Raw genomic sequence first — 12142 nt, forward strand, 5'->3', positions numbered from 1 at the left:
CGCGCGGGTTCGCATCGACGGGTCCTCGTCGGCCGGCGACCCGCCGAGGTGACCTGCGCCTCGAACACCGCAGAACCTCGCGCCCGGACCGCTGGTACCCGTGGACCGACACGCCGTTTCGGTCGCGCGCGCGGTAGTTTGTGCACATGGCACTTCCCCCCACGCAGGCCCGACCCTTCGGCGCCGTCCTGACCGCGATGGTCACCCCGATGACCCTCGCCGGAGAGATCGACCTCGACGCAGCGGTCAAGGTCGCCAAGCACCTCGTGGACAACGGGAACGACGGGATCGTACTGAGCGGGACCACGGGCGAGTCGCCCACGACGCACGCACCCGAGAAGGCCGAGCTCATCCGCGCGGTCGTCGACGCCGTCGGAGACCGCGCGCACGTGCTGGCCGGCGCCGGCTCGAACGACACCCAGCACGCCGTCCGCATGGCCGAGCAGGCCGCGGAGGCGGGCGCCCACGGGCTCCTCGTCGTGAGCCCCTACTACTCCCGCCCCTCCCAGGAGGGGCTGTACCGCCACATCGTGGCCGTCGCCGACGCGACGCCGCTGCCCGTGATGGTCTACGACGTCCCGGGCCGCTCGGGCGTCCGCATCGCCCCGGCGACGATCGAGCGCCTCGCCGCGCACGAGCGCATCGTCGCGAACAAGGACGCGACGGGCGACGTCTACACCGCGGCCAAGCTCATCGAGTCGACCGGCCTCGCCTGGTACAGCGGGGACGACGCCATGCTGCTGCCGTTCCTCGCGCACGGCGCCGCCGGCATCGTGTCCGTGTCCGCGCACGTGGTCGGCGCGCGCTTCGCCCAGGTCGTCGCGGCGTTCGACGCCGGTGACAACGCGGCGGCCCTCGCGGCCTTCCGCTCCGTCACCCCGACGATCGACGCCATCAACGGAGCGGGCTTCCAGGCCGTCATGGCCAAGGCCGCGCTCCAGCTCCTCGGAGTCACCGAGAACCGATACCTCAGGCTGCCGTACGTCGCAGCCACGGACGACGAGGTCGCCGTCGTCCGCGCCGGTCTGGAGGCCTCCGGCCTGCTGGACCCGGTGACCCCGCGGCCACGCTGAACAAGCTGAACAAAGGCCAGGAGGCCCCGTGAGCCACCCTCACCCCGAACTGTCCCTGCCCCCCGCGCTGCCGGCCGGTGCCCTGCGCATCGTCGCCCTCGGCGGCCTGGGCGAGGTCGGACGCAACATGGCCGTCCTCGAGTACGACGGGCGTCTGCTCGTCATCGACTGCGGTGTCCTCTTCCCCGAGGACAACCAGCCCGGCGTGGACCTGATCCTGCCGGACTTCGACTACATCAAGGACCGTCTCGACGACATCGAGGCGATCATCCTGACGCACGGCCACGAGGACCACATCGGTGCCGTGCCGTACCTGCTGCGCCTGCGCCGCGACATCCCCCTGGTGGGCTCGCAGCTCACGCTCGCGTTCATCTCGGCCAAGCTCAAGGAGCACCGCATCGCCCCCGTGACCCGCGTGGTCAAGGAGGACGAGACGGTCGAGCTCGGCCCCTTCAGCTGCGAGTTCGTCGCGGTCAACCACTCCATCCCGGACGCGCTCGCGGTCGCGGTCACCACGGGGGCCGGCACGGTCCTGCACACGGGCGACTTCAAGATGGACCAGCTGCCGCTCGACGGCCGCGTCACGGACCTGCGTGCCTTCGCGCGCCTGGGCGAGAAGGGCGTCGACCTGTTCATGGTCGACTCGACCAACGCCGAGGTCCCGGGCTTCGTGACCCCCGAGGTCGAGATCGGGCCCGTCCTGGACAGCGTCTTCGGCGCCTCGGACAAGCGGATCATCGTCGCGTCGTTCTCCTCGCACGTGCACCGCGTCCAGCAGGTCCTCAACGCCGCGCACAACCACGGCCGCCGCGTCGCTCTCGTCGGTCGTTCGATGGTCCGCAACATGGGCATCGCGGCCGAGCTCGGCTACCTCAAGGTGCCGGACGGCGTCCTGATCGACCTCAAGAAGGTCGACTCGCTGCGTGACGACGAGATCGTGCTCATGTGCACGGGCTCGCAGGGCGAGCCCATGGCCGCGCTGTCGCGCATGGCCAACGGTGACCACAAGGTCTCGGTCGGCCACGGTGACACCGTGATCCTCGCGTCGTCGCTCATCCCGGGCAACGAGAACGCGGTCTTCCGCATCATCAACGGCCTCACGCGCCTCGGCGCGCGCGTCGTGCACGGCGGCAACGCCAAGGTGCACGTCTCGGGCCACGCGAGCGCGGGCGAGCTCATCTACTGCTACAACATCCTGCGGCCCAAGAACGTCATGCCCGTGCACGGCGAGGTCCGCCACCTCGTCGCCAACGGGGCGCTCGCCGTCAAGACGGGTGTGCCCGCCGACCGCGTGGTCCTCGCCGAGGACGGCGTGGTCGTGGACCTCGTCGACGGCAAGGCCTCGGTCGTGGGCGCTGTCCCGTGCGGCTACGTGTACGTGGACGGGTCGAGCGTCGGCGAGCTCACGGACGCCGAGCTCAAGGACCGTCAGATCCTCGGCGAGGAGGGCTTCATCTCGCTGTTCGCCGTGGTCGACTCCGCGACGGGCAAGGTCATCGCCGGCCCGCACATCCTCGCGCGCGGTTTCGCCGAGGACGACGCCGTGTTCGAGGACGTCCGCCCGCAGGTCGTCCAGGCCCTCGAGGACGCCATCTCGGGTGGCGCCACGGACGTCCACCAGCTCCAGCAGGTCATGCGCCGTGTGGTCGGGCGCTGGGTGTCGAACCGCCTGCGTCGTCGCCCGATGATCGTCCCGGTCGTGGTCGAGGCCTGACGGTCCTTCCCGGGCGCGTCGTCCCCCCCCGGACGATGCGCCCGTAGGGCTTGGACGGAGCGCTGTCCTGGCGCTCCGTCCGAGCCTTCGGGAGGCCGCCTCGTCCTACCAGCGACCTGCCGACGTCCCGCCGTCGCAGGGCTGTCCGGTGGCGCCCCCACCGGCCCTCGGCCTCAGGGTGGCACCTCTGCAGGCACCGGCGCCCGGCTGGTCCTGACGAGGCACGATCTCCCGGGCGAGGTCGTGTCGGTGCGGGTCGCTAGCATCGCGGCCATGGCAACCTCAGCAGACTTCGCAGACCTCGCCCCGGTCCTCCTCGTGACCCACGACGCGAGCTCGAGCATCATCTACTCGCCGGGCGGGCCCGAGTACCTCGTGCACCAGGGCGCGCTCGAGCGCCACGGTGTCGAGGGGTCGGGCTACGACTTCGCGGGAGCGCTCCAGGCGGTCCTCACCGACGAGTCGCCCGCGACGCTCGACGCGGTCGGGTTCGATCCCGAGGGCGGGATGCTGAGCGTCTACGGCACGGACCTCGACGCGCTCCTGGTCGCGGCCCGGCACCTGTCGCGGATCATCGCCGACGACGCCGCGCTGGACGCCGCCCTCGCGCGGTCGGTCGAGCTCGGTCTCGACGACTGAGGACCCCGTGACGGACGAGCTCACGCTCACCGGGAAGCCCGCGCTCGACGCCGTCGCGACCGAGCTGCTGGAGGGTTTCCGGTTCGACGACGGAGAGGGGTTCCCGTCCTCGTACCGGCGGCTCGTCGGGCGGGCGGGGTTCTGCCGCCTGTTCGGTCTCTGGCTCGTGTACCCGCCGGCCCGTGACGGGTTCGCCGACGGGTGGCAGCACCGGGCCGCGCGCCTCACCGACCGCTTCCGTGCGACCTACGAGGACGGACAGGCCGAGGGGTTCGACTGGATGGTCGAGCCCGACGGGGACTGGTCGATCGCCCGGCGGCTCGTCGTCTTCGCGTTCAGCGAGAACGGCGACGCGCTGCTCTGGGACCCCTCGACGCGGACGGGCGGCGAGCTCGCCGTCTGGTGCAGCACCGGTCTGAACGCGCTCACCCTCCTGGGGGCGTCGTGGTCCCTCGCGCTGCCCCGGCTGCGCGCGCTGAGCGAGCCGTTCGCGACGGGAGCGGCCGCCGACGTCGAGTGCCTGACGCCCGCACGCGTCGGGTGACGCCCGCACGCGTCGGGTAGCGCCCGCCCGCGTCGGGTGGCGCGGCGGGCGCAGCGCCGCGGTGCCCGCACCGGCCGTCCGGAGGGCTAGGCGGGGCGTGTGCCGCGCAGGTGGTCGAGCTGCTTGCGGTGCTCGCCCACGACCCACTCGCCCGTGATGCGCAGGTCCCCGGAGGCGAGCGTCGCACCCTGGGTGGCGTCGCCGCTCGCCTCGGCCTCCAGGACGTCCAGGTAGGCCCGGTCGGCGCCGAAGCGCTCCCAGATCGCGTCGCTGCCCGTGGCGACGTGCCCGTGTCCCGGGACGAGGGTGTGCACGCCGTGCTCGGAGACCGCGCGCTCGAGCACGTCGAGGCCCGCGCGGTACGCGCCCACGGGGTCGGGGGACTCGAGGTCGAGGAGCGGCACCTCGATGTCCGAGAGCATGTCTCCCACGACGATCACCCCGGCGCCCGGCAGGACGAGCGCGCCGTGGCCGGGCGCGTGCGCCTGGTGCTCGACCACGAGCACGAGGGGCTCCGCGGCGCCGGTCGCCACGCCGGGCACCGCCGCAGCGCCCGACGGCGTCGCGCGCCCGGGCCCGTCGGGCCACGGCAGGTGCCGCCCGTCCGCATGCCCGGCTCCGGTGGAGCGGTCGGTCTCCGCCGGGGGCACCGGCGTGAGGTGGCCGAACAGGGTGAGGTCGTGCCCCGGGGCCTCGCGCTCGACCTTCACGAGGTCCTCGGCGAGGCTCCGCTCCTGGGCGCGCACCGCCGTCGGGCAGGCCCAGCGCGGGACGTCGCCCAGCGACCGGGACCACAGGACGTGGTCCCAGTGCGGGTGGGTCGAGAACCCGGCGGTGACGCGCCAGCCACGGTGCTCGATCGCGGCCGCGAGCGACTCGACCTCGGCGACCGTGATGCCCGGGTCCACGACCAGGGCCCGTCCGTCCGGGGCCACGACGACGGTCGTGATGCTCGTCCAGATCTCGGCCGTGGCGACGTGCACGCCGTCGGCGATCTCGCGCAGGCCGCGCAGCGGGGGAGGGGTGCTCATGCCCCGATCCTGCCCCGGTCGGGCCACCCGCCGCGACCGCTCCCGCCCGGCACGCCATGGCGCAGTGCCTCCGGGCAGGCCGGGGAGGTTGCCGGATTCGTCACAGGACACGCGCCCTCGGGGTGCGGGTCCGGCCTGGCGTGCACGGGTACGGTGGTGCGTACTATGGCGACCCGGACGTCCACCTCGGCGAAACGGCCCGCGACCTCCCGCAAGACCACCTCGCGTGGTGCGACGGGCAGATCGGGGGGATCCTCGAGCGCGTCCCGCGCTCCGCGGGGCTCGTCGGCACGCAGGCCGGCCGCCCGACCTGCACCCTGGCCCGTCCGCGCGGTGCGCGGCCTGTGGCTCGGGTGCGCGCACGCGGTCGGCGCGGTCACCCGCAGCATCGGCAAGGGAGCAAGAGAGCTGGACCCCTCACATCGGCGCGACGGCGTCGCGTTCCTCCTCCTGGCACTCGCCGTGATCGTCGCGGCCCGCGAGTGGTGGGGGATCTCGGGCGCGTTCGGCACCGCCGTCCACGCAGTCTCGGCGGGCGTCTTCGGCGTCGCCGCGGTCGCCCTGCCCGTCCTGCTCATCTGGCTGGCCGTCCGGATCATGCGGCACCCCGAGCGGACGCAGGCGAACTCGCGCGTCACGATCGGGCTCTCGTTCATCGTCGTGTCGGTCTGCTCGCTGGTGCACATCGCCGAGGACCTGCCCGCCCCGCGCGACGGCTTCGCGGCAGTTCAGGACGCGGGTGGCGTGATCGGCTACCTGTTCGCGACCCCGGTCCACACGGGACTCACCGAGTGGTTCGCGGTGCCGCTGTTCCTGCTGCTGGGGTTCTTCGGGATCCTCGTGGTCACCGCGACGCCCGTGCACGCCATCCCGAGCCGCCTGCGCGGCATCTACGACCGGTTGACCGGCAACCACCGGGAGGGCGAGGACGGGCGCGGCCCTCAGGACGACGACGGCCTGCAGCTCGCCGACGGCGTCTCACGTCACGACGGCACCGACGAGGCGCCGCGCAAGCGCCGCGTCGGGCGCAGCCGCAAGACCAAGGCCGAGCGCGAGGCCGACGCGGCCGAGCGCGAGCGGCTCGACGGCGGATACGTCGGCGACGAGGCCTTCGAGCGCGCAGCGATGCTCGAGGCCGAGGAGGAAGCGGCCCGCAAGAGCGCCCGGGGTCGCCGCGCGGGCCCCGTCGGCCCCCCGCCGCCGCCCGACGCGCACGAGGACGCGGCCGACCTGCCCACGCAGGTCATCCCCTCCCTCGGCAGGACGGCGCCGTCGCCCAGCGCACCCCCGCCGCCGCCCAACAACCCCGTGCCACGCGGCGTCCAGCCCATGCTCGAGGGCGACACGGTCTACGTGCTGCCCTCCGAGGACGACCTCGTCAAGGGCGCGCCGCACAAGGTGCGCTCCGCGGCGAACGACCGCGTGGTCGAGTCGCTCACGCGCGTCTTCGAGCAGTTCGAGATCGACGCCAAGGTCACGGGCTTCACGCGCGGACCGACCGTGACCCGCTACGAGGTCGAGGTCGGCCCGGCCGTCAAGGTCGAGCGCATCACGAACCTGTCCAAGAACATCGCCTACGCGGTGGCGTCGGCCGACGTGCGCATCCTCTCGCCCATCCCCGGCAAGTCCGCGATCGGCATCGAGATCCCCAACACCGACCGCGAGACGGTCGTCCTGGGCGACGTGCTGCGCTCGTCCGTGGCCCGGCGCACCGAGCACCCCATGGTCATGGGCGTCGGCAAGGACGTCGAGGGCGGGTATGTCGTCGCGAACCTCGCCAAGATGCCGCACATCCTCGTCGCGGGAGCCACGGGCGCCGGCAAGTCGAGCTTCATCAACTCCATGATCGTCTCGATCCTCATGCGGGCCACGCCCGAGGAGGTGCGCATGGTCCTCGTGGACCCCAAGCGCGTCGAGCTCACGATCTACGAGGGCATCCCGCACCTCATCACGCCCATCATCACGAGCCCCAAGAAGGCCGCCGAGGCCCTCGAGTGGGTCGTGCGCGAGATGGACGCGCGCTACGACGACCTCGCGATGTTCGGGTACAAGCACGTCGACGACTTCAACGCCGCGGTCCGCGCCGGGAAGGTCAAGCCGCTGCCGGGCTCGGAGCGCAAGATCGCGACGTACCCGTACCTGCTCGTGGTCGTCGACGAGCTCGCGGACCTCATGATGGTCGCCCCGCGCGACGTCGAGGCCTCGATCCAGCGCATCACCCAGCTCGCGCGCGCCGCGGGCATCCACCTGGTGCTCGCGACGCAGCGCCCGTCGGTCGACGTCGTCACGGGTCTCATCAAGGCCAACGTGCCCTCGCGCCTCGCGTTCGCGACGTCGTCGCTCGCGGACTCGCGCGTCGTGCTCGACCAGCCGGGCGCCGAGAAGCTCATCGGTCAGGGTGACGCGCTCTTCCTGCCCATGGGGGCTGCCAAGCCCATGCGCGTGCAGGGGGCGTGGGTCGCGGAGAGCGAGGTCCACGCCGTCGTCGAGCACGTCAAGGCGCAGCTCAAGCCGTCCTACCGGACCGACGTCGCGGCCTCCGCCGCGACCAAGAAGCAGGTCGACGAGGACATCGGCGACGACCTCGACCTGCTGCTGCAGGCCGCCGAGCTCGTCATCACGACCCAGTTCGGCTCGACGTCGATGCTGCAGCGCAAGCTGCGCGTCGGCTTCGCCAAGGCCGGGCGGCTCATGGACCTGCTCGAGTCGCGCGAGATCGTCGGCCCCTCCGAGGGGTCCAAGGCCCGCGAGGTCCTGCTCACGGCCGACGACCTGCCCGCGACGCTCGCGATGCTGCGCGGCGAGCCCGGGGCCGAGGTGTACGACGGGGAGTCGGGCGGTGCCGGGCCGGCCGCGGGGACCGGCCGTGACTACTCCGACGGCGCCGACGGGCACATGCCTCCCGTCGCCCAGGAGTACCACGACGACGCCGACGACGAGGCGGACTGGCGCGAGCGCTGAGTCGTGTGCGCGGCCCCCGTCCGTGCGGGCGGGCCTCGCCCCCGCTGGTCCAGCTGCTCGTCGAGCGCAGATCAGCGGGACGGATCAGCCGGACGCGTCCGTCGTGCCGGCGGCCGTCCCGACGACGGGCGCCCCGGCGGACCGGGGCGTCACGGTCGGCGGTGGTCCCGTGCCGGCCGGGGGAGCGACGCGTTCGGTGGTGGCGTCCCCGACCGCGGCTCTGACCCGGTCGTAGCGGGCGGTGAGGTCGGCCGCGCTCAGGGTGCTCGTGTTGTCGCCCGTGAGGTCGGCGAGGGCCAGGACCGCGTGCTTGCCCAGCCGGTCGACCGTGATCGCCGTCCAGTCGAAGCCGGTCACGCGGGCCGGCGCACCCGCCGGCTGGGTGATGGTCGCGGTGACGAGCAGACCCGAGTCGGTCCGCGCGTCGCAGCAGTCGCCGTCCTGGTTCGAGACGTAGTTGCCGAGCCCGTACGCGACCCACATGCCCTGACCGTCAGGGCCACCGGGCAGGAGAGCGATCGGCTGCGGGACGTGCGCGTGGTGTCCGAGCACCAGGTCCACCTGGCCTGAGGCGGCGAGGAGAGTCGCGAGCTGCACCTGCTCGTCGGTCGGAGGCGTCGAGTACTCGACACCGGAGTGCATGCTCACGATCACCAGGTCGGCCCCCGCCGCCCGCGCGGCCCGCGCGCGTTCGACGAGGTCGGCGCCGTCGAGCAGCGTGACCGACCAGGGCGCTGACGTCGGGATCGGCATGCCGTTGGTCCCGTAGGTGCCTGCGAGGTGCGCCACGACGATCGACCGTCCGGCCCGCTCGAGCGTGTACAGGGCGGGCGCCGCAGCCTCGGCGGCGCTGCGGGCGGTGCCGACGTGCCCGAGCCCTGCGGCGTCGAGGGCGTCGAGCGTGGCGGTCACGCCGGCGCTGCCCTGGTCCACCGAGTGGTTCGAGGCGGTCGAGCAGCCGTCCCAGCCTTGTTCGCGCAGGTCGGTCGCGAGGTGCGCGTCGGCCGCGAACAGGGGGTAGCCGGCGGGGCGGACGCCCGGAGGGGTGAGAGGGACCTCGAGGTGGCACAACGCGAGGTCGGCACCGCCGACCCAGGCGTCGGTACCGGAGAGGACGTCGCTGAAGTCGTAGCCGCCGGTCGTGGCGCGGGCCGAGACGTGCACCGGGAGGTGGGGGAGGACGTCACCCGTCGCGACCACGGTGAAGACGGCGTCCGGCTCGGGGCGGACCACGACCTCCGCGGCCGGTGTCGCCACGGCCGCGGGCGGGCGCACGTCGGGCGTCGTGCCTGCGTCGAGCACCAGGGCGCCGAGCATCGCGAGCGCTGCGGTCGTGATCCCGACCGTGAGGAGCTGGAGGAGGTGGCGCTGCCCGCCGTCGGGCCGCGCATGACGTGTCACGGCGCTGAGACTAGCGTCCCGGAACGAGGCACGTGACATCGCCATGGCCGTAGTCGGGTGTTGTGTCCTGGTGTGTCCGTTGAGTCGGAATCCGGGTCTGGTCGGACGAGGGGGCGTGCAGCGCCTACGCTTGTCGTGTGGTCACAGCCGTCCCGTCCCCCTGGAACTCCGCGAACGCGGTCACTATCGCCCGGATCGCCGTGGTCCCCTTCTTCGCGTGGGCGCTGCTCGCCGACGGCGGGCACACGGTCACCTGGCGCCTGGTCGCGACGGCGCTGTTCGTCCTCGCCGCCGCGACGGACCGGGTCGACGGCTACCTCGCCAGGAAGTACGACCTGGTCACGGACCTCGGAAAGCTCCTCGACCCCATCGCCGACAAGCTGCTGATCGGCGCTGCGCTGGTCCTGCTGTCTGCCCTCGGTGACCTGCCCTGGTGGGTCACGATCGTCATCCTGGCTCGCGAGCTGGGCATCACGCTCATGCGGTTCGCGGTCCTCAAGTACACCGTCATGCCCGCCTCGCGCGGCGGCAAGCTCAAGACGGTCCTGCAGTCCGTCGCGATCTCGATCTTCCTGCTCCCGCTGGACCAGATGCCCGGGTGGATCTCGGTCGTCGGCTGGGTCGTGCTCAGCGCGGCGCTGGTCGTCACGGTGGTCACCGGCGTCGAGTACGCCTACCAGGGCTGGCGGCTGCGCCGCGACGCGCTCCGCGCCGCGAAGACGGTCGGCCAGGACTGACCCGGCCCGTGGCGAGCGCGGACCTGACCCCTGCGACCGGAGCTGCCGAGCTCCTGGCCTCGCTCGGGTCGCGGGGCTGGACCCTCGCGGTCGCCGAGTCGCTGACCGGCGGGCTCGTCACGGCGCGCCTCGTGGCCGTCCCGGGAGCCTCCGCCGTCCTGCGGGGCGGAGTCACGGCGTACGCGACCGACCTCAAGGCGAGCGTGCTGGGGGTCGACGCCGGGCTGCTCGCCGAGCGCGGCGCCGTCGACCCCGAGGTCGCACGGCAGATGGCCCGAGGCATACGGCGCCTCCTGGGCGCGGACGTCGGTCTCGCGACGACCGGGGTGGCCGGCCCGGACCCCCAGGACGGCAAGGCACCGGGCCTCGTCCACGTGGCCGTGGCGTCGCCCGAGCGGACCGAGGCCGTCGAGCTGCACCTCGACGGCGACCGGGCAGCGGTCCGCGAGGCCACGGTGCTGCATCTCCTGGCGCTCGCACAAGCCGTCGTCACCGGGTGATCTCTGCGGAGCTCCACCGGTGGCCCGTCATGCCGTCGGCTGGCCCGGACGAGGGCAAGCGCTGGTGAGTGCGTGGAGAGTTCGTGAACTCCCGGCAACGTCGTGGACGTCTCCTCCTGGTGGGAACAACCCTGGGAGGAAGCGCGTTGAACAGCACGTGATCGCCAAGAGGCCATTCAACAGATCAGCGCATGAGACAACCCCGGGTGCGGGGTACGGTAGGACGATCCCCGCGCGAGGGGCGCGGGGAACGACAGGTCAGCGAACCACCACAGGAGCCAGGCAGGCTCCGTCGATCGCACGGGACACGGAAGGGGGCCGCCAGATGATTGTTCTTCGACGAGAGATCGGGGACGTGCTGCGAGACGCTCGCCAGCGACAGGGCCGCACCCTGCGAGAGGTGTCCTCGGCTGCACGCGTCTCCCTGGGATACCTCAGCGAGGTCGAGCGCGGCCAGAAGGAAGCGTCGTCCGAGCTCCTGGGCTCGATCTGCGAGGCGCTCGACATCCCCATGTCGGTCGTGCTCCGCGAGGTCAGCGACCGGGTCGCCGTGGCCGAGGGCCTCATGATCCCGGACACCATCCCCGCAGACTTCGCCACGAGCCTCATGGGCCGCGGTGCTGCGGCCGAGAGCGCACGACGCATGCGGGAGGACCTCCAGCCGGTCGGCTGACGGGCTCAGGGCATCTGACAGGTCGGACACCAGAAGATCGGTCGCTCGAACGGCGCTTGGTTCGCCGGAGCGACAGCGACGGGCGTGCCACACCGGTGGCACGCCCGTCGTGCTCTGCCGTGGACGTGCCGGCGCACCGTGCCGACTCCCTCCGCGACGCTGCGGAGCATCAGTCCGCGGGTCGTGCGCAGCAGGGCCTCCAGGTCGTGGTCGGACACGTCGTCGACCGGGGTCCACGGCCACAGTTGCTGGGCGAACAAGCCCTCGGCGGTGTAGATGGTGCCGAGACCCGAGACCCCGCGCTGGTCGAGCAGAGCGTCGGCGACCGGCAGCCGCTGGCTCCGTGGTTCCGGGGACGCGCTGCCCCCCACCGTGACCTGCGCGGGGAACCCGCCCTCGGCAGCGGCCGCCCGCAGGCGGGTCAGCGCGAGCTGCACGCCCGTCTCGGGGGCCGTGAGGAAGTCCGCCGCGAGGATGTCTGGCCCCAGGTGCCCCAGGAGCAGGTGCTCGTCGCGCGTGCGGACGACGTCGAGCATCCCGAGCCGCTCGCCGACGCACGTCCACACCTCGTTCGCGAGGACCGCCCGCACGTCGCCTCCTCGTGCGGCGGCAGCGGCCGACCCCGTACGGGCGATGCGCCACTGCCCTTCCATCCGCAGGTGCGTGTGCAGGGTCGTGCCGTCGTCGAGACGCGTCAGGAGATGCTTCGCGTACGCCAGCACCTCGGTCACGGTCCGGCCGGTCAGGTCGGTCCCGCCCGCCTCGGCCCAGCGCAGCTCGGCGCGCTCCAGGACGCGCCCGCTCAGCGCGGCGTCGAGGCGCTGCGCGGTGACCCGGACGACGTCACCCTCGGGCACGGTGCGTCTCCC

At 72.9% G+C, this 12142-nt stretch carries 11 protein-coding genes; 8 read left to right on the forward strand and 3 right to left on the reverse strand.

What is annotated here, in order from left to right; all coding sequences use genetic code 11:
• The first annotated feature begins 146 nt into the window (after positions 1–146).
• The 4 genes from dapA (at position 147) to ACFVQ3_RS07115 (ending at position 3970) form a co-directional block, all read left to right on the forward strand.
• The gene (gene dapA / locus ACFVQ3_RS07100) at positions 147–1073 is read left to right on the forward strand and encodes a 4-hydroxy-tetrahydrodipicolinate synthase (protein WP_387636837.1); all 927 of its coding nucleotides are present in this window, start codon (positions 147–149) and stop codon (positions 1071–1073) included.
• 28 nt (positions 1074–1101) lie between these two features.
• A complete protein-coding gene (locus tag ACFVQ3_RS07105) occupies positions 1102–2787 on the forward strand; it encodes a ribonuclease J (RefSeq protein WP_387636840.1) in 1686 nt (561 codons plus the stop codon).
• A 273-nt stretch (positions 2788–3060) separates the two neighbouring features.
• Positions 3061–3426 carry an Imm51 family immunity protein gene (locus ACFVQ3_RS07110; protein ID WP_387636843.1) on the forward strand — a complete coding sequence of 122 codons (366 nt, stop codon included), beginning with the start codon at positions 3061–3063 and terminating at the stop codon, positions 3424–3426.
• A 7-nt stretch (positions 3427–3433) separates the two neighbouring features.
• A complete protein-coding gene (locus tag ACFVQ3_RS07115) occupies positions 3434–3970 on the forward strand; it encodes a hypothetical protein (RefSeq protein ID WP_387636845.1) in 537 nt (178 codons plus the stop codon).
• An 86-nt stretch (positions 3971–4056) separates the two neighbouring features.
• On the opposite strand, the gene ACFVQ3_RS07120 is transcribed toward ACFVQ3_RS07115, so the two are convergent.
• Positions 4057–5001, reverse strand: coding sequence for an MBL fold metallo-hydrolase (locus ACFVQ3_RS07120; protein ID WP_387636848.1), 945 nt, complete (start codon positions 4999–5001; stop codon positions 4057–4059).
• A gap of 165 nt (positions 5002–5166) precedes the next feature.
• On the opposite strand from ACFVQ3_RS07120, the gene ACFVQ3_RS07125 reads away from it, so the two are divergent.
• The gene (locus ACFVQ3_RS07125; protein WP_387636850.1) at positions 5167–7962 is read left to right on the forward strand and encodes a DNA translocase FtsK 4TM domain-containing protein; all 2796 of its coding nucleotides are present in this window, start codon (positions 5167–5169) and stop codon (positions 7960–7962) included.
• A gap of 84 nt (positions 7963–8046) precedes the next feature.
• Here the strand turns inward: ACFVQ3_RS07125 and ACFVQ3_RS07130 are convergent, their stop codons facing one another.
• The gene (locus ACFVQ3_RS07130) at positions 8047–9363 is read right to left on the reverse strand and encodes a CapA family protein (RefSeq protein ID WP_387636853.1); all 1317 of its coding nucleotides are present in this window, start codon (positions 9361–9363) and stop codon (positions 8047–8049) included.
• Positions 9364–9500: 137 nt separating this feature from the next.
• Here ACFVQ3_RS07130 and pgsA point away from each other — a divergent pair, with 137 nt between their 5' ends.
• From pgsA to ACFVQ3_RS07145, 3 genes are all read left to right on the forward strand, one after another.
• On the forward strand, positions 9501–10100 hold the full coding sequence (gene pgsA / locus ACFVQ3_RS07135; protein ID WP_387636855.1) for a CDP-diacylglycerol--glycerol-3-phosphate 3-phosphatidyltransferase: 600 nt from the start codon (positions 9501–9503) through the stop codon (positions 10098–10100).
• Positions 10101–10108: 8 nt separating this feature from the next.
• Positions 10109–10600 carry a CinA family protein gene (locus ACFVQ3_RS07140; protein ID WP_387636858.1) on the forward strand — a complete coding sequence of 164 codons (492 nt, stop codon included), beginning with the start codon at positions 10109–10111 and terminating at the stop codon, positions 10598–10600.
• Between the two features lie 325 nt (positions 10601–10925).
• On the forward strand, positions 10926–11273 hold the full coding sequence (locus ACFVQ3_RS07145; RefSeq protein WP_030150559.1) for a helix-turn-helix domain-containing protein: 348 nt from the start codon (positions 10926–10928) through the stop codon (positions 11271–11273).
• 5 nt (positions 11274–11278) lie between these two features.
• On the opposite strand, the gene ACFVQ3_RS07150 is transcribed toward ACFVQ3_RS07145, so the two are convergent.
• The gene (locus ACFVQ3_RS07150) at positions 11279–12130 is read right to left on the reverse strand and encodes a DNA-formamidopyrimidine glycosylase family protein (protein WP_387636860.1); all 852 of its coding nucleotides are present in this window, start codon (positions 12128–12130) and stop codon (positions 11279–11281) included.
• Positions 12131–12142: the final 12 nt, after the last annotated feature.

It is taken from the genome of Oerskovia sp. NPDC057915, from assembly GCF_042887685.1.
Classification (GTDB): Bacteria; Actinomycetota; Actinomycetes; order Actinomycetales; family Cellulomonadaceae; genus Oerskovia.

Excerpts from the sequence above, each read along its gene's own strand:
- dapA (WP_387636837.1), top strand. The coding sequence starts at position 147 with ATGGCACTTCCCCCCACGCAGGCCCGACCCTTCGGCGCCGTCCTGACC.
- ACFVQ3_RS07110 (WP_387636843.1), top strand. The coding sequence starts at position 3,061 with ATGGCAACCTCAGCAGACTTCGCAGACCTCGCCCCGGTCCTCCTCGTG.
- ACFVQ3_RS07145 (WP_030150559.1), top strand. The coding sequence starts at position 10,926 with ATGATTGTTCTTCGACGAGAGATCGGGGACGTGCTGCGAGACGCTCGC.
- ACFVQ3_RS07125 (WP_387636850.1), top strand. The coding sequence starts at position 5,167 with ATGGCGACCCGGACGTCCACCTCGGCGAAACGGCCCGCGACCTCCCGC.
- ACFVQ3_RS07120 (WP_387636848.1), bottom strand. The coding sequence starts at position 5,001 with ATGAGCACCCCTCCCCCGCTGCGCGGCCTGCGCGAGATCGCCGACGGC.